Origin of the sequence: Prevotella communis (assembly GCF_022024115.1) — a bacterium.
Classification (GTDB): Bacteria; Bacteroidota; Bacteroidia; order Bacteroidales; family Bacteroidaceae; genus Prevotella; species Prevotella communis.
On sequence record NZ_CP091792.1, the window covers coordinates 2,764,983 to 2,781,621 of the forward strand.

15 protein-coding genes and 1 pseudogene are annotated in these 16,639 nt (G+C 52.2%); 4 read left to right on the forward strand and 12 right to left on the reverse strand.

Features of this window, described 5'->3' with window-relative positions; translation table 11 throughout:
* Positions 1 to 74: 74 nt before the first annotated feature.
* From L6468_RS11590 to L6468_RS11605, 5 genes and pseudogenes are all read right to left on the reverse strand, one after another.
* Positions 75 to 278, reverse strand: a pseudogene (locus tag L6468_RS11590) (zinc ribbon domain-containing protein); the annotation flags it as partial.
* A 104-nt stretch (positions 279 to 382) separates the two neighbouring features.
* The gene (locus L6468_RS11595) at positions 383 to 898 is read right to left on the reverse strand and encodes a hypothetical protein (protein ID WP_237793361.1); all 516 of its coding nucleotides are present in this window, start codon (positions 896 to 898) and stop codon (positions 383 to 385) included.
* Between the two features lie 2 nt (positions 899 to 900).
* On the reverse strand, positions 901 to 1,029 hold the full coding sequence (locus L6468_RS14725; RefSeq protein WP_255380656.1) for a hypothetical protein: 129 nt from the start codon (positions 1,027 to 1,029) through the stop codon (positions 901 to 903).
* 8 nt (positions 1,030 to 1,037) lie between these two features.
* Positions 1,038 to 1,913, reverse strand: a complete 876-nt coding sequence (locus L6468_RS11600) for an alpha/beta fold hydrolase (RefSeq protein WP_237793362.1) — start codon at positions 1,911 to 1,913, stop codon at positions 1,038 to 1,040.
* Between the two features lie 119 nt (positions 1,914 to 2,032).
* Positions 2,033 to 4,420 carry a TonB-dependent receptor gene (locus tag L6468_RS11605; protein WP_237793363.1) on the reverse strand — a complete coding sequence of 796 codons (2,388 nt, stop codon included), beginning with the start codon at positions 4,418 to 4,420 and terminating at the stop codon, positions 2,033 to 2,035.
* A 170-nt stretch (positions 4,421 to 4,590) separates the two neighbouring features.
* On the opposite strand from L6468_RS11605, the gene L6468_RS11610 reads away from it, so the two are divergent.
* Together L6468_RS11610 and L6468_RS11615 are read left to right on the forward strand one after the other, a co-directional pair.
* Positions 4,591 to 5,904 carry an NCS2 family permease gene (locus L6468_RS11610; protein ID WP_237793364.1) on the forward strand — a complete coding sequence of 438 codons (1,314 nt, stop codon included), beginning with the start codon at positions 4,591 to 4,593 and terminating at the stop codon, positions 5,902 to 5,904.
* A gap of 137 nt (positions 5,905 to 6,041) precedes the next feature.
* Positions 6,042 to 6,761 (forward strand): DUF5020 family protein, encoded by a 720-nt coding sequence (locus L6468_RS11615; protein ID WP_091818881.1) that lies wholly within the window; start codon positions 6,042 to 6,044, stop codon positions 6,759 to 6,761.
* 78 nt (positions 6,762 to 6,839) lie between these two features.
* Here L6468_RS11615 and L6468_RS11620 read toward each other — a convergent pair whose 3' ends face one another.
* The 5 genes from L6468_RS11620 to L6468_RS11640 form a co-directional block, all read right to left on the reverse strand.
* Complete coding sequence (locus L6468_RS11620) at positions 6,840 to 8,180, reverse strand: uracil-xanthine permease family protein (RefSeq protein WP_237793365.1); 1,341 nt, start codon at positions 8,178 to 8,180, stop codon at positions 6,840 to 6,842.
* Positions 8,181 to 8,342: 162 nt separating this feature from the next.
* Positions 8,343 to 8,858 (reverse strand): hypothetical protein, encoded by a 516-nt coding sequence (locus L6468_RS11625; protein ID WP_237793366.1) that lies wholly within the window; start codon positions 8,856 to 8,858, stop codon positions 8,343 to 8,345.
* Positions 8,859 to 8,968: 110 nt separating this feature from the next.
* Entirely contained in the window at positions 8,969 to 10,783 is a 1,815-nt protein-coding gene (locus L6468_RS11630; RefSeq protein WP_237793367.1) for an energy transducer TonB, read from the reverse strand.
* A 46-nt stretch (positions 10,784 to 10,829) separates the two neighbouring features.
* A complete protein-coding gene (locus tag L6468_RS11635) occupies positions 10,830 to 11,189 on the reverse strand; it encodes a BlaI/MecI/CopY family transcriptional regulator (RefSeq protein ID WP_091818884.1) in 360 nt (119 codons plus the stop codon).
* 158 nt (positions 11,190 to 11,347) lie between these two features.
* A complete protein-coding gene (locus L6468_RS11640; RefSeq protein WP_237793368.1) occupies positions 11,348 to 11,689 on the reverse strand; it encodes a hypothetical protein in 342 nt (113 codons plus the stop codon).
* 188 nt (positions 11,690 to 11,877) lie between these two features.
* Here L6468_RS11640 and preA point away from each other — a divergent pair, with 188 nt between their 5' ends.
* Together preA and L6468_RS11650 are read left to right on the forward strand one after the other, a co-directional pair.
* Complete coding sequence (preA, locus tag L6468_RS11645) at positions 11,878 to 13,344, forward strand: NAD-dependent dihydropyrimidine dehydrogenase subunit PreA (protein WP_091818886.1); 1,467 nt, start codon at positions 11,878 to 11,880, stop codon at positions 13,342 to 13,344.
* A gap of 99 nt (positions 13,345 to 13,443) precedes the next feature.
* A complete protein-coding gene (locus L6468_RS11650) occupies positions 13,444 to 13,746 on the forward strand; it encodes a DUF4491 family protein (protein WP_091853788.1) in 303 nt (100 codons plus the stop codon).
* A gap of 17 nt (positions 13,747 to 13,763) precedes the next feature.
* Here L6468_RS11650 and L6468_RS11655 read toward each other — a convergent pair whose 3' ends face one another.
* The gene (locus tag L6468_RS11655; RefSeq protein WP_237793369.1) at positions 13,764 to 15,380 is read right to left on the reverse strand and encodes an alpha-L-fucosidase; all 1,617 of its coding nucleotides are present in this window, start codon (positions 15,378 to 15,380) and stop codon (positions 13,764 to 13,766) included.
* 6 nt (positions 15,381 to 15,386) lie between these two features.
* Positions 15,387 to 16,631 carry an L-fucose:H+ symporter permease gene (gene fucP / locus L6468_RS11660; protein ID WP_091818889.1) on the reverse strand — a complete coding sequence of 415 codons (1,245 nt, stop codon included), beginning with the start codon at positions 16,629 to 16,631 and terminating at the stop codon, positions 15,387 to 15,389.
* Positions 16,632 to 16,639 lie beyond the last annotated feature (8 nt).

Sequence of the window (16,639 nt, forward strand, 5' to 3'; positions counted from 1 at the left end):
ACATCCAGCGTTTGGCGCCAACGCTTCAGCTGGGGGAAATACGTTTTCATCATGCCGATATACTCCTCTTTGGTGATGGGCTTCTCCAGCCCCTCGTTTACTGCACCAACAAACTGCGCACAATGTTCAATCATCTCTTCCATCGTGCAGTCCTGCAGGAACTGGCCATCCTTGTAGCAGTACATGCAGTAATCTTCATTCTTACTTCCATCGGCATTCGTACCGAGGACATCTTCCGTGAGCGGCATTCCGCAGCTCTGGCAAAATTTCTGTTTCATATTATTATCGTTTTATACGTTTCGATGCTGCAAAAGTATAGATATATGACGAAATAACCAAAGATCTGGGATAAACTGCACGGATTTGTGATGGATGGTAAATACTATCGGAACTTACCGCTGAGAATCCTCTTGCGCAGACATTTTACGGCGGGCTTGTAGTAGTCAATCTCCATCGCTTCGAGGGTGCGTTTCAGTTCGTCCATCAGTTCCGGATAGAAGCTGCACATGCGAAAAGCGAGTTTCATGCAGAGCGTTTGGGTGCCAGGAAACTCCTCAATATTGACCATGTGCTCGAAACAGAAGTCAAGGAAGTCGGTCCGCAAATCATCTTCGTCCATTTTCAAACGCTCGATGATGTTCAGCGTCAGTCGCCTCACGGACGAGTTCTCCGTCTGCATAGCCTGGTCTATCAGTTCATTTTGAATGACCTGCAATGCCGACAATTCTTCATTCGTAGTTTTGGTCAGTCCCCACAGGGCACTCCTCGCCACGCGATAGTCAGAATCGAAAGCATACCGCCGAGCAAAGCCCAGGAAATCACCAGTAGCCTGGATATCCTGGTATATCTCCCGCGCTCCGTCCTCGGAAAACGTCTGTCTCAGTCTCTCGCTCGTCATGGTCATATCGTATTAATAATCCGTTGCAGTTCTTCCAGGAACCGGGCGGCGTGCTTGCCGTCCATCTGGGCATGGTGAAACTGGAAGGAGATGGCCCTGTTAGTATCCTTGGGATTGATTTCCTGTTTCATTTATTTCTTTACTCTTGAATAAATGATTTCAGTTTCCCGTTGAACATCTCAGCCTGCTCCATGTGGATAAAATGGCCGCAGGTGGTCAGTTCGGTGTAGTCGAGATGGGGATACAGCCGTTCCATCTTCTGACGATTGTCAGGATCGAGACCGCTGTTCTGCGTGCAGACGACCATTGTCTTCACCAGGATAGGCTTTTGTGACCACCACTGGCGCTCCACCAGGTTGCGCATGGTGCTCGATGCCACATACTGCGGCGTCTTAGGCATCACGCTCATGGCATAGTCGGTGATGCCCTGAGGCGTCTCAGGACCAGCCAGCGAAGTGACGAATCCTGTGATAACCTCACTACATTCAGGTCCGTCGAAAGCATGGCCAAACTGATTCACGGCTTCCACATATTCAGGCGTTTCTGTACCGTCGTAGAAGCAATAGACGCCATCGATATCAACAAGACTGCCCTGTCGGCCACCCTTCAGTACCTGACGGCAGACAGGCGTACCAAGACTATGTCCCACAAGGACAACATCCCCCACATTTTCCTTGTCCAGCACCGCATTGACGGCCTTGGCAAAGAAGTCGAGCGTGTACTCCACATGTGGCTTACTGCTCTCGCCATAGCCAGGCAGGTCAATGAACAGCAGGCGCAGATGACTGTCATCGCTCAGTCCCTCGAACTGCTTCTCCCAAGTATTGAGGTCGCAGCCGAAGCCATGAACGAAACAGATGGTCTTGTCGCCATCGCCATAAGTCTTATAATGTACGCGAACGCTATCGTTGACCGTTGCATACGCTGAGTCGATATCACCCAGCTTCTCTGGTTTCACACAACATCCTGTCAGCATCAAGCCCAACAGGAATAGTAAAAATACTTTTTCTTTCATTGCATTTATTTGTTTTGATGTTGCAAAAGTAGTGTTTATCACCGATTTCACCAAACAATTGGGATAAACTGCACAAAAATGTGACGAATAACTTGGAATATTCGCCATCTTTCCTCGACCTAGAACTCCACGCGGTAGGCGATGTTGGGGAAGGTCAGCGAGGTGAACTTGTCGACAATCTCGTGGGTCTTCAGGTCGAAGGTCTGTCCCTGGAAGGTCTTCATCTGCAGGTATTCCAAGATGATGTGGTGCGCCGTGTGCTGCTTGTTGATGGTGTATTTCACAGAGAAAGCATAGCCCACGTTCATGCCTTTCTGCTTGGTGTAGGGATCCATGCCCTCGTCAATGGGAACAGACTTGTCAGGACGCTTCATCACATCCTCGAAGGTGATGCCGTCAGGGATGGGCGTATAGCGGTCGCCACCCATCATGGTCAGTCGGCCGTTGATGCCGAAGACGTTTTTCTTGGCCTTGCCGATCATCCACTCCTTACCACCAAGGATATTGGTGATATAGCGGCGATCATGGCGCGAGTGGTGCCACTGGCCCTGTGCGTCGCGATACTCCGCCTTAAACAGCGTGGCCGTCACCATGCCATAGAATCCGTCCTTCAGATAGCGCTCCAGCGTGAAGTCGATACCATAGTTGCGCCCGGCACCCTCGTTGACCAAGGCACGGTCCTGGAAGAAGTTGCGATGATTCAGGATAGAATAAGTACTACCCATCATTCCCGACGTACCGTCGCCTACCCGTAGCCTTTCTACAGGTACATCAAACAGCCACTGCCAGTAGGGCTCAATCTTCAGCATGATGTTCTCGCCCAGGCGCTGTGCAAACGAGGCCGAGATATGATGCGAGCGCGTCAGACCGAGGTTCTTGTTGGGATTCTTACCATCCATCAGTACGAAATACGTATCCGTTGTTTCCTTGCGGCTGTTCATCGCATAAGCCACTGAGAAGGTGCTCGATGGCGATATCTTGTACTGCATGCTGACGCGAGGCTCCACCAGCCACTGGTCGTTCAGGTTGAACCACATCACGTTGACACCTGCCACCGTTGACAACCGGCTGCTGAGTGCCACCTTGTGGTTGGTGTAAAGACGCGTCAGGCCCGTATTGCCATCAGAATCATACACACGATAGAGCGGACCGCCCGTCTCGTGGATATAGTCCATCCAGGTGCTGAAATCCAGGTGCTGATGTTCAAAACCATTCTGCATGGTGTATCGTGAAGAGAATTTGTGTTGGTGCTGGGTGCTGATAATCACGTTCCACTGCGAGTTGCGACCAGCCATCTCAGGCGTCATGTTCATCTCCGTGGTGTAGTCGTTGACGCCCAGTTTACGATAAGAGCCCGTAAAAGCCACGCTGGAGTGGAGCGTGCCGCCTGTGCGGAACCGATAGTTGTGCGTGAGCCCCACGGCACAGTTCTTCTGGCGCGACCACGAGTCGTTCATGTCCCACAGCGTCTCCCATTCCGACACGTCGGGCACCTCGTTCTCATAGCGGTCTATCAGTCCCGTGAACCACAGGGCGAAGGTGCCGGCACTCCTGGTAGGCATGTTCAACTTGAAACTCAGGTCCTGATAGTCCAGCGTCTCCTTCTCCATATTGATGGCATGCAGTTTCTTGGCTATCTCCAGGAAACTGTAGCGGTAGTTCACCAGATACGACGCCTTCGAGCCCTTTGCCAGCGGACCCTCGGAGGCGAAATCAACGCCCAGTGTGCCCACCTGGATGGCATGCTCGTACTTCGTATTATTACCCACGCGCATCTTCATGTCGAAAGCACCTGAGAGGGCATTGCCATACTCGGCAGGCATGGCCCCCGTGAGGAAGTCGCTGTTGGCCAGTACCGTACCGTTGAGCGAGGTAAACACACCGCCGCCAGCCTCGGTTATCTCGGCAAAGTGGTTGGGATTAGGCACCTCTACCCCCTCAATGCGCCATTGCAGCATCTGGGGCGAGTTTCCATGAATAGAGATGCCATTGGTGGCACCGCCTGTGGCCACGCCGGCAAACATCGAGGCCGTGCGGGCAGGATCGGCCATACCGCCTGCATAGCGACTGGCCTCCTCAACGCTGAACATGCGAGCGCCTACCTGCGCCATGTCATTCAGCGGCAACTGTTTGTTAACGCGAGGCTTTACCACCACCTCGCCCAGTTCGGCGACATTCTCGCACATTCTCAGCGTGAGTACCAGTTCCTTACCCGACGATACCAGCTGTTCCTTCAGCAACACGGGTTCATAGCCTATGAAAGTGGCACGAACGGCATGTCGGCCCACGGGTACATTATTAATGACAAAGTTTCCGTCTGTATCAGATACGGTAGCCAGGGTGCTTCCGTTTTCCACCGTTATCGTCACACCTATCATTGGTTCGCCAGAGGCCACGTCGCATACATGTCCGCGAATGGTCTGTGTAGCGGTTTGGCTGACCTGCGCCATCATCTCCGTAGCGCCAAGCAGCATCATCAGGGCTGCTCCTAAAAACATTCTTTTCATCTTCTTTTTTTCTTACATCGTTATCGATTTGACGCTGCAAAAGTAGGTTTTATTACAGATTCTGCAAAATATCTGGGATAAACTGCATGAAAATGTGACGAATTGTAGGTGATAATTGAATGATATTTTGTAATTTTGCGCCCAACGAATCTTATACATTAAAAAACAAGATGAAAAATTTACTTAGTTTTCTGGGATTTGATGCCTCCACAATGACCATCCGCAAGGAAGTCATCGGCGGTATCACAACCTTTCTGACGATGGCCTATATCCTGGCCGTGAATCCAGACATCCTCTCTGCTACCGGCATGGACAAAGGTGCCGTGTTTACCACTACCTGTATCTCTGCCGTTGTGGGCACCATCGTGATGGCCCTCTACGCCAAGTTGCCCTTCGCACTGGCTCCTGGCATGGGTCTGAATGCCTTCTTCGCCTTCACCGTGGTACTGACCATGGGCTACAGCTGGCAGTTTGCGCTGACGGCCGTATTCATCGAGGGTCTCATCTTCATCCTGCTCACCATCACGGGTCTGCGCAGCTACATCGTCAACGCCATCCCGCTGATTCTGCGACGCGCCATCAGTCCGGGCATCGGACTCTTCATCGCCTTCGTTGGTCTGAAGAGTGCAGGCATCGTGGGATCTTCTGATGCCACGTTTGTCACCATGGGCAACCTCCACGACCCCGCCGTTCTGCTGGGCATCTTCGGCATCTTGATTACTGCCGCCATGCTGGTCAAAAATGTCAAGGGTTCTCTGCTCATCGGCATCCTGGTGACCACCATCGTGGGTATCCCCCTGGGCGTCACCCAGTACAATGGTATCATGTCTACCCCACCCTCTATCGAACCCATCCTCTGGCAGTTCGAGTGGCACAATATCTTCACCGTCGATATGATTATCGTGGTGCTCACCTTCCTGTTCATCGATATGTTCGACACCATCGGCACCCTTATCGGTGTGTCCAACCGTGCCGGCATGGTTGATGACGACGGTAATGTGAAGAACCTCAACAAGGCTTTCATGGCCGACGCCGTAGGTACTACCGTGGGTGCTATGCTGGGCACCTCTACCGTGACTACCTATGTGGAGAGTGCATCGGGTGTCAACGCCGGTGGCCGTTCTGGACTCACCAGCCTCGTCACGGCCCTCTGCTTTGCCGTTGCCCTGCTCTTCGCCCCACTGTTCCTTGCCATTCCTGGTCAGGCCACAGCATCGGCCCTGGTACTGGTAGGTGTGATGATGATGTACGACATCCGCAAGGTCGATTTCTCTGACTATGTGACGGCTATCCCCTGTTTTGTGTGCATCGTGCTGATGCCGCTGACCTACAGTATCTCTGACGGTATTCTCATGGGTGTCATCAGTTATGTGCTGATTCACCTGCTGTCGTTCAAGATGAAGGACAAAGACGCGCGCAACAATATCAACTGGGGCACCATCCTGCTGGCTGTGCTATTTATCTGCCGCTATGCGTTCTTGTAAGAATTTAGGAGTTAAGGAGTTAAAGAAGTTAAGGAGTTAAGACGTCAGTCTTTTCCTTCACTGCACATAAACTATTGTCTTTAACTCCTTAACTCCTTTAACTCCAAAAAAAAATTCAAACAAAAAAATAACAAACAATGAAAAAGATTTTTTCTATTGCGCTGATGGCTGTAGCAGCCCTGAGCGCCAACGCACAAAACATTCAGTTGCACTACGACTTCGGTCGCAACATCTACAGCAATGAGGAGGCCGACCGCCAGAAGGTCACCGCTACCCTGGAACAGTTCAAGGCCGACGACTGGGGTTCATGGTACTATTTCTTCGATGTAGACCTCACCAGCAAGACCACACGCAGCATCTACACCGAGATTTCACGTGAGATTAACCTGAGTAAGAACCTGCCCCTCGCTGCCCACGTGGAGTACGACGGTGGTCTGTGGCACGCTCCTGCCATCGGCAACGGCAGCTACCAGCAGGCTGGATTGGCAGGTATCGCCTACAACGGCCACAATGCCGATTTCTCAAAGACATGGTCTGTACAGGCACTCTATAAGCAGTTCTTCAAGAGCTACGAGGGCACACACTCGTATGCCAGCTTCCAGCTGACAGGCGTGTGGGGACTGAATTTCCTCGACAATAAGATGACTTTCTCCGGATTCATTGACTTCTGGCGTGGCGAGAAAGCCAACAACCACGGATGTCTCGTGATCCTCAGCGAGCCTCAGCTCTGGTATAATGTCAACAAGCACTTCTCAGTAGGTACCGAGGTTGAGTTCAGCAACAACTTCATCGTCAACTACTACAACGACAAGACATTCTTCGTCAACCCCACCCTGGGTGTGAAGTGGAACCTATAATCACAAGGTCAATACATACAGAAAAAGAGCATCATCTCAAATGATGCTCTTTTTCTGTATCCTTACTGGTGTTCTTTTCTATTCTTTCAGATGCTCTTTCTTCTCCTTGCCGTGAACGCTCTTCACCTTCATGCCCAGTTTACCAGGCAGTATGGCATTGAGGGTCACACCAACGATAGCCGAGAGGGCCAGACCCGAGAAATGGATAGGACCAATGTTCACATTGTCATCGGCACCATACTTCACGCCGATGGCAATAACCAGAATCAGGGCTGCCACAAACACGTTGCGTGATGAGTTGAAGTCCACGCTGTCCTCTATCAGGTTGCGCACACCCACAGCCGAAATCATACCATACAGAATCAGGCTCACACCGCCAATCGTGGCAGCAGGCATCAAACCTATCAGGCAGGCAAACTTAGGACAGAACGACAGCAGGATGGCGAAGCAGGCAGCCAAACGAATCACGGCAGGGTCGAACACCTTCGTGAGGTTCAGCACGCCCGTATTCTCACCATACGTGGTATTGGCAGGAGCACCAAAGAGCGATGCTATGGCTGTGGCCAGTCCGTCGCCCATCAGCGTGCGATGCAGTCCTGGTTCCTTCAGGAAGTCCTTGCCCACGGTAGAAGAGATGGCACACATATCGCCAATATGCTCCATGATGGTGGCAATGGCGATAGGCATGATAGCGATAATCGTAGAGATCAGGAACGTGGTGTCCAGATTGTCAAACACGGCCAGGGCGGTCTGCTCTCTGCTGAATGGCAGTCCAATCCATGCAGCCTCGCTCAGCGACGAGAAATCCACCTCGCCCATCGCCACGGCCGTCAGATAGCTCACCACCACGCCTAGCAGGATAGGAATAATCTTGATGATGCCCTTGCCACACACACTGGCGATAATCACCGTGGCCAGCGCCACGATAGCCAGCGGCCAGTTGGTGGTACAGTTCTGGATGGCGCTGCCAGAGAGCACCAGTCCGATGGCGATAATCATAGGTCCTGTGACCAGAGGTGGGAAGAAGCGCAACATCTTCTCTACGCCAAACGACTTAATCAGTCCGGCCATCACGAAATAGCACAGTCCGGCAAAGAACACGCCGATACAGGCATAGTCCAGCGCCAGCGTCTCACTCATTCCCTGCTCTACGCCCAGTGCCTTCACCGACATATAGCCGCCCAGGAAGGCAAACGAAGAGCCCAGGAAGGCAGGCACCTGCAACTTGCTGACAAGATGGAACACCAGTGTGCCGATACCAGCAAACAGCAGCGTTGACGACACGGAAAGACCGGTCAATACGGGCACCAGCACGGTGGCACCAAACATGGCAAACAAGTGTTGAACACCCAGGATCACATACTTAGGCATACCCAGTTTCCTGGCATCTGTAATGCCCTCTTTCTCTACTAGATTCATTTGATTATTGTTTTAAATTTCCGTCTATGGTATGAATTTGCCTGCAAAGGTAATCATATAATTGAAAATTTCCAAGTCTAAAACCAAAAAGAAAGTAAAAAAAATACGGCTCCTGAGGCGTAAGTGCTTCGGGAGCTGTTGTTTGTATATGGAAAGCTTGGGTTAGCCCTCAAAAGCCTCCTTGTATCGGGGCCAGAGCAGTCGGACGATGATGATGAGGTGCATGATGCCGAGCATAGCGAAGCCGATGCTGACCACGTATCGGGGCAGCATCATCTGGATGCCTTGCATGTCGTAGTCGCCCATAAAGAGCTGGAGCACCGACAGGTAGAGGGGATCACAGATCAGCAGGGCGATGGTGGTGTACAGACAGCAGGTGAGGAGAAACGGTGAGTAATTGCCCAACTTGATGCCAAACCACTTGACGAGCACGGTGCTGTGGATGGTCAGTACCCAGGCGGCAAAGATGGTGGCGATAGCACCCGACATGCAGAAATGGGCGAACTGGATATCCGTGAGGCGGTCGCGATAGATGTCCACCTGCACGCCCAGGGGCATCATATGAATCTGTTTGAGCGCTCCATGCCAAAGGGCATAGAAGAGATGGGCGCCTTCGTGGACGCAGTAATAGGTCAGGATAGCTATAAGAGCAGCAAGGTATTGTTTCGTTCTTTTCATTTAGGTTAAATGCTATGTTTGACGCATTATTCGACTACAAAGGTACAATTTGTCCCAGAAACCTGCAAATTTCTGGGACAAGTTATGAGAAAAAAATATTGAATGGGGTATCAATTCAGTTTGAAAGTGATAGGCAGAGTATAGGTGGTCTCAACACGTTTGCCATTCTGTCTGCCTGGTTCCCAGCGGGGCATGTTGCGCACCACGTAAACGGCTTCCTCCTTCAGAGCCTCAACGGTATCATAAAAAGCTTTGGCCTTTTCCGCAGCTTCTTCATCACCTTCTTTTGCATTCTCGGCAAAATCAACACTCACTGTACGGGATGGGGTGCTCACGTCCGTCATCTTGGCGATGGGAGAAGAAACCTTAACCTCTGCAGCCTTTGGTGAGCGCACAAAGCCGGTCTTATCGATAACAAACTTCACAGTGACCTCTGCCTCTACCTGCATCTCGCGAGCTACGACGGGATAACGCAGGTGGGTGCTCAGATACTTCATGATCTCACCTTGTCCGCCAGGGAACGATGGCGCCTGTTCTACCAAGCTGAACGTGTTGTCATCACCACTGGTCATGTCATTGTCCTTATAGCGTGGGTCGTTACTGTCGACATAGCCTTTAACACCCGTCACCTGTATGGGGGTGATCACCGTGTTGGGTTCCATCGTTATTTCCAGTTTGTTGCTGGTAATGTCAATGGTCTTTGTCTTCAGTCCCACGAACGAGACACGGATTTTGTTCTCGGGGTTCTTTACCTTCAGCGTAAAGTTGCCGTTGGCATCGCTGATGGTAACACCCACGATGCGGCCGTAGCCATCAATCTCCACGACATTAGCTCCTGTCAGCGCACCTTTTTCGTCTTTCACAGTGCCGGTGACCTTATCGCCAGCCTTTACGGCCTCTACTGCCTTCACGGCTTTCACTTCCTTCACTGGAGCAGGGTCCTCGACGATTTCAGTCTCCTCTGCATCAGAGGTGATGGCCTCGACGATGGGCTGTTCAATGACCTTGACACTATGGTCTACTGCTTCCTGCAAAGCCTCCTTGGGTTTTGAGAAAGCCATCAGTGAGACACCTATCAGAGGGAGCGTCACGGCAATCCAGGTCATGCGCCACCAGTTAGATTGTTTTTTCTTCATCATAATAATTCGTTTTTTAATGTTAAGATTAAACGAACTGGCGAGTGCGTAGGCCTCCGCTCCCACTGTCCGCAGGATTAATAATCGCTGATAGTCACGGCTCTGAATCCTGTAATGATTGATCACTTCATCGTCGGCTTCATATTCATGTACTATCTTTATCTCTTTCATCACCAGCCAGCATACGGGGTTGATGATGACACATATCATCGTAAAGAGAAGGTCGAGGTGATGGAGCAGCAGGATGTGCGACAGCTCGTGGCGGATGCTGGCACGGCGTCCGAATCCCTCTTCATGGGAGGAGATGACGATAAAGTGCATCCAGCTGAACGGTCCGTACTCGCCATCGTGCTCTACCAGCCATATCCAGCGGCCCAGACGGTGGCGACGCTTGCCGCGCAGGAACCACAGCATCCTGGCATAGGCCTTGCCCCACCCTACGACCTGCGTCAGCACATAGAGCAGATAGACCGCGAGGAGTACCAGGGCTCCTTTCTCGGTGGCCGTGAGACCATCGGTGGTGACCTCGAGCGCCGACTCGAAACTGATGCTGGTCAGCGGCGACTCATCCACCCACGCAGAGGTTCTGCACGACTCGGCCACCGGCTCCACCTGCTGCGACGGGGCGATATGCACCAGGGGCAGGATGGCAGAGAGCAGCGTGGTGGCCAACAGGTATATGCGGTTGAAACGATGGAACGTGGTGCCACTGAAACACATCTTGTACAGCAGCAAGAACAGCAACAAACATGCCGACCACTCCAGAATATATACTACAAATGCGCCCATAACTTCTTACATCTTACTTCTTACATCATACATCACACATCTCACATCACTCCTCTTCCACCATCCGGATCAGTTCCTTCAGCTCGTCGACGCTCACCTCGTGATGCTTCACCAGACGAGAGATGAAATCCATATAGGACCCGTCAAAGAAGCGCGTGATGCTCTCCTTGTTGATATAAGAGACATACTGTTCGCGCGAGACGGCAGCCTGATAGGTATAGAACCGAGGACTCAGTTCCTGATGCTTGATCATGCCATGCTGCTCCAACCGGCGGATATAGGTGGCAATGGTATTGAAATGCGACGTAGTATCGGGCAGGTGCTGAATGATATCACGCGTAGAAAGCGAGCCGTTTTCCCACAGCACCTCCATGATTTGCAGTTCCTTGTCTGTCAACTTCTTCATATGCGTATTGTTTTAGGACGCTGCAAATATAACTACATTTTGTAATAACCTCCAAATATCTAAATACTTGTTAAGATTTTATTTGTAGTTATTAACGTATTTCCAGACAAAAAAAATCCGTGATTTCTCACGGATATATCAAGGGGGAAGACAAGCGGCTATCTGCGCGTGGCAATGAGGGGCGGGATATCGCGCCGGATGGTGAGAATCCAGTCGTCACCCTCAGAACGATAGTCCACACGGTCGGTATGATTGCCCATGACACGCACCATACGCTCATTGATGGGGCGCCCCTGATGGCGGAGCGTCACCTTCATGCGCTGGGCGGTGACAAAAGCACTGGCATCATACGGACGGTCCTTCAGCTCGTCCACCACGATACCCACCAGTTGTTCCACAATACGCAACGGCTCACAGTCGTCCTGCGCATTGATGATACGACGAACAAATTCCCTGGCGTCCTCGTCCCAATCCAGTCTGTATGTTTTTTCGTTATTCATATCATGGTGTTATAGAAAAGGGACTTCAAAGATAGAAAAAAACTCATTATATTTTATCGCTGAAAGGTCAAAAAGTGATAGAATTTTAAATTAATTAACTTAAAGATAAGATTTTCTGTAAAATATTTGGAAAAACAAAACCAATTTCATATCTTTGCAGCATGTACAACTAAATCAGATTTAAGCCTATGAAACTACCAACCAACAGAAAAGTGAATATCTATGAAGAAGCCAACCGCTGTCTGCTGTGCCAGGATGCACCCTGCACCAAGGCCTGTAAGACGGGCGACCCCGCACGTGCCATCCGCGCCATACGTTTTGATAACCACAAGCCGGCCCTGCTCTGGGTAAAGGATTGCAGCGACGAAGACCTGGAACGTGCCGAGGAGGCCTGTATCCACTACAACTGGCCTATCCGCATCAAGGAGATAATCAGGGCCATCAATCCTGACGACGTGGACAACAGCCACTATCCGTCGCTCGCCATCAGCTTCTGTGGCATCAAGTGCGAGAACCCGTTTTTCCTGGCCTCATCGGCCGTATGCACCAACTACGAGATGGTGGCCAGTGCCTTCAGGGCCGGATGGGCAGGCGTGTTCTACAAGACCATCTGCATGCAGGAGATCAAAGAGGTGTCGCCACGGTTTGACGCGATGCACACCAACGCCACCCACGGCGATTTCTACGGCTTCCGCAATATGGAGCAGTTGAGCGAGAACCCCGTGGAGATGGACTTCGACATCCTGCGCCGACTGAAGCACGACTTCCCCACAAAGGTGGTGGTGGCCAGCATCATGGGACAGACGGAGCAGCAGTGGCAGACCCTGTCCAGGATGGCCGAGGAGGCCGGATGCGATGCCGTGGAACTGAACTTCTCGTGTCCGCAGATGAAGCACAAGGGCATGGGCAGCGACGTAGGTCAGAGTGCCGAACTGGTGAACACGTATACGGCCTGCGTGAAGCGGAGTGTGAAGATACCCGTGATTCCGAAGATGACGCCCAACATCACCCATATCGAGGAACCGGCGATGGCGTGCATCGAGGCGGGTGCCGATGCCATATCGGCTATCAACACCATCAAGTCGGTGACGATGGACGTGGATGCCGAGGTGGCAGGACAGCGCACCATATCGGGCTACTCAGGACGTGCCGTGCGTCCCATCGCCCTGCGCCATATTCTGGAACTGGCCCAGATGCCCAGGAAGACACAGTTGAGCGGCATTGGCGGCATCGAGACATGGAGAGACGCCCTGGAGTTTATCCAGTTGGGCTGCCACAACGTGCAGGTATGTACGGCCGTGATGCAGTATGGCTACCGCATCATCGACGACCTGACGCTGGGCATGCAGCGCTATCTGGCCAAGCGGGGCCTGACATCACTCGACGCCCTGGTGGGCGAGTCGCTGCCACTGTTTATGAAGCCCGACACCCTGAACCGCGACACCATCATCTATCCGAAGTTCAACAAGGACCTGTGCGTAGGCTGCGGGCGCTGCGAGATATCATGCAACGACGGCGGACACCAGGCTATCACGTTTGACCACGAGACGCGCCAGCCACGACTCAACGGTGCGAAATGCGTGGGTTGCCACCTCTGCCGACTAGTTTGTCCGGCGGGGGCCATCGGACTGACGAAACGCGTGCCGAAGAAATAAGGCAAATCAGCGTCTTCAACGCATAAAAACGGAGAAAGATAACACGTAAATGAAATAAAATTGCTAACTTTGCAAGAAATTTACAAAGTTAGCAATTTTATGTATTTTACAGGCATAACCATCGCCGTGATGACATTCCTCACCATCGGCATCTGGCATCCCATCGTGATCAAGACAGAATACTACTGGGGCACCCGTCCCTGGGTTCTCTACCTGATAGTAGGCATATGCTGCTGTGCAGGCGCCCTGTTCACGGACAACGTCTATCTGTCGTCATTCCTTGGCGTCTTCGGCGCCTCGTCCCTCTGGGCTATCGGCGAACTCTTTGAGCAGAAGAAGCGCGTAGAGAGGGGATGGTTTCCCATGAATCCAAAGAGAAAGAGTGACTACAGGCAAGCCTGAGTCACTCTTTTACAGTTTTACTTGTTAATCCTCAACACCGGCGCAATCTTGTTGCAAGGCTTGGGTAGTTGTACCTCAAGGCCTGCAGCCGTCTGGCGCGCCTTCAGCTTACCATAGCCCAGCAGATAGACACTGCTGATGGATTTCTTGAAATGGGGTCCCTTCTTAGCCAGCGACTTGATAAGCAGTTTGCCATCCTCAGGCCAGCCCATCGCTGTGACGTAAAGATATTTCCGTGTCTGGTTGAAGCGAATGTCGCGATAGTCCATCCCGTTATACTGCGCCTCGTTGAAGCCCTGGTCGCTGATCTTGATGTCCTTCTCGGCCACAGGACCCTCACCAAACTTCACCCACGGACGGGTACCGAAGATGCTCTCGCCGTTCTGCGTCATCCAGGGTTCCAACTCATCCAGGAAGGCAGCCGCCTTCTCATCATAGGTGCCATCGCCACGCAGGGGGATATTCAGCAGCAGGTTACCATTCTTTGATACGATATCCACGAGTTGCTTTACAATATTCGTCGCTGTGCGATAGCCGCGACGATAGGTACGTGTGTTGTAATGCCAGTCGCCAATACAGTTGCACGTCTGCCAAGGCTGCTCAATCATCTGATTGGGAGCGCCACGCTCCACATCCCACGTCAGCGCTTTCTTTTGGTCCTCGTTTAGAATCTTGCCAAAGACCACGCCGCGCGGATTCTTGTTATAGAGGTGGGCTGCAATCTTCAGGCCACAGTCGCTCAGGGGATAGAACGGCAGCACGGTGACATCGAAATAGATGAGGTCAGGCTGATAGCAGTTGATGGCATCGAGGGTACGGTCATAGAAGTTGGTGACAAACTCCTGTGACGGCGGACAGGCACCGTGGCTCCAATCCCATTGGGAGTGGACACGTCGGTTGTCCCACGAGCCTTGACTCATGGGGTGTTGCTGCTGATAGAGCATCTGGGGGTCCAGTCCTTCCCACCATTTGCCCTTGCCGTCGGCCTTTGTCAGGTTACCGTCGTACCACACACCCGCCTTGTCGCCTTCAAGGTCATAGCGCCTTGAGGGCTCGAACCAGGTCCACGCATGGTCGGCATGGAACGAGATACCCAAGGGTAGTCCCTGCTTCTTGGCAGCCTTGGCCCATTCGTCCAGGATATCACGCTTAGGACCGATATTCTTAGAGTTCCAGGGCTGATATTTGGAATCCCACAGGTCGTAATTGTCGTGATGATTGCCCAGCACAAAGAAATACTGGGCGCCACAGCGCTTATAGCGCGCCACGAGACTGTCTGGATTCCAGCGCTCGGCCTTGAATAGGGGGAGCACATCCTTATAGCCAAACTCAGAGGGGTGGCCATAATGCTCACGGTGGTATTTGTACTGGTCGCCGCCCTCCAAATAGAGACCGCGGGCCATCCAGTCGCCGCTACCCTCTACACACTGGGCACCCCAATGGGCCCAGATGCCGAACTTCGCATCACGGAACCACTCTGGTGTCTGGTGCTGCTCGAGCGACTGCCACGTAGGTTCAAACTGTCCCGTCTGCATCTGTTCGTGCACTTCGCTGACGGGAATCCGGTAAGTTTCCTGAGCCGTCATCGTCATCGCGCAACAGCCCAAGAGCATTGTTACTGAAAAAATCTTCATTCTATATTATTCTGTTGGATTTAGTTTCCGATACATCATTCCATAGACGGCACATGCCACGAAGCAGACAAGGGGCACGATGTAGGCTATCTGGTAGACCTGTGCGTTATGGTGCATGATAAATGCCGTGAACTGAGGTACGCAGGCATTGCCCACGATAGCCATCACCAGGAAGGCAGAACCCGACTTGGTCTGCTCGCCCAGTCCGTCGATGGCCAGGGAGAACTGCGTAGGATAGATGATGGACATAAAGAAGGACACGGCCAGCATCGCATAGAGACCCACATAGCCGCCAAACACCATGATGACCACGCAGAGCACCACATTGGCCAGGGCATAGACGGTCAGCATATGCTCGGGCTTGAAGCGTCCCATCAGCAGGGTGCCTATCCATCGGCCTACGAGGAAGGCCAGCATATAGAGGCCAAAGAAGGTGGTGGCTGTATCCTCGTCGATGCCGGCATACGTACAGCAATAGACCAGGAAAAGACTGTTGACCGCCGTCTGACCGCCATTATAGAAGAACTGGGCTATGACGCCCCAGCACAGATGCGGTTTCCTCAGGGCAGAGAAATCGATGAGCTTGCCCTTGGCTTCCTGTTCTTCATCGCCAACCTTGGGCAACTTCACCCACACCAGGATCAGGGCCACGAGAATCAGGGCCGATGCCAGCAGGAGGTAAGGCAGTTTCATGGAGTCGGTCTCCGTCTGGATATAGGCGTCCCATCCGCCCAGATAATCGGCAGGCAGGGTGTCGCGCGTAAAGTCGTTGCCACTGAGCACCAGTTTGCTGAGGAACATGGCCGAGATGAAAGCGCCCAGTCCGTTGAACGACTGCGCCAGATTCAGTCTGCGGGGTGCCGTATGGGCATCACCCAGCACGGTGACATAGGGATTGGCTGCCGTCTCGAGGAAACACATACCCGTGGCAATGATAAAGAAGATGCACAGATAGACGCCGTAGCTCTTTACCATGGCTGCAGGGAAGAACAGCAGACCACCCATGGCGGCGATGAGCAGACCCGTGATGATACCCACCCTGTAGCTATACCGGCGCATGAACATGGCGATAGGGATAGGACAAACAAAATAGGCCAGCCAGTAGGCACTCTCGGTAAACGAGGCCTCAAAGGTGTTGAGTTCGCATGTCTTCATCAACTGACGAATCATCGTAGGAAGCAGGTTACTGCTGATTGCCCATAAAAAGAACAGGCAGAAAATCAGGCCCAGGGCCACTTTGTTATGTTTCATTCTATCTC

Bases quoted from the DNA above. Each gene is read 5' to 3' on its own strand.
- L6468_RS11610 (WP_237793364.1), top strand. From the start codon at position 4,591: ATGAAAAATTTACTTAGTTTTCTGGGATTTGATGCCTCCACAATGACC.
- L6468_RS11600 (WP_237793362.1), bottom strand. From the start codon at position 1,913: ATGAAAGAAAAAGTATTTTTACTATTCCTGTTGGGCTTGATGCTGACA.
- L6468_RS11640 (WP_237793368.1), bottom strand. From the start codon at position 11,689: ATGAATAACGAAAAAACATACAGACTGGATTGGGACGAGGACGCCAGG.
- L6468_RS11605 (WP_237793363.1), bottom strand. From the start codon at position 4,420: ATGAAAAGAATGTTTTTAGGAGCAGCCCTGATGATGCTGCTTGGCGCT.
- L6468_RS11625 (WP_237793366.1), bottom strand. From the start codon at position 8,858: ATGAAAAGAACGAAACAATACCTTGCTGCTCTTATAGCTATCCTGACC.
- fucP (WP_091818889.1), bottom strand. From the start codon at position 16,631: ATGAAACATAACAAAGTGGCCCTGGGCCTGATTTTCTGCCTGTTCTTT.
- L6468_RS11655 (WP_237793369.1), bottom strand. From the start codon at position 15,380: ATGAAGATTTTTTCAGTAACAATGCTCTTGGGCTGTTGCGCGATGACG.
- L6468_RS11630 (WP_237793367.1), bottom strand. From the start codon at position 10,783: ATGGGCGCATTTGTAGTATATATTCTGGAGTGGTCGGCATGTTTGTTG.
- L6468_RS14725 (WP_255380656.1), bottom strand. From the start codon at position 1,029: ATGAAACAGGAAATCAATCCCAAGGATACTAACAGGGCCATCTCCTTC.
- L6468_RS11620 (WP_237793365.1), bottom strand. From the start codon at position 8,180: ATGAATCTAGTAGAGAAAGAGGGCATTACAGATGCCAGGAAACTGGGT.
- L6468_RS11650 (WP_091853788.1), top strand. From the start codon at position 13,444: ATGTATTTTACAGGCATAACCATCGCCGTGATGACATTCCTCACCATC.
- L6468_RS11595 (WP_237793361.1), bottom strand. From the start codon at position 898: ATGACGAGCGAGAGACTGAGACAGACGTTTTCCGAGGACGGAGCGCGG.
- preA (WP_091818886.1), top strand. From the start codon at position 11,878: ATGAAACTACCAACCAACAGAAAAGTGAATATCTATGAAGAAGCCAAC.
- L6468_RS11635 (WP_091818884.1), bottom strand. From the start codon at position 11,189: ATGAAGAAGTTGACAGACAAGGAACTGCAAATCATGGAGGTGCTGTGG.
- L6468_RS11615 (WP_091818881.1), top strand. From the start codon at position 6,042: ATGAAAAAGATTTTTTCTATTGCGCTGATGGCTGTAGCAGCCCTGAGC.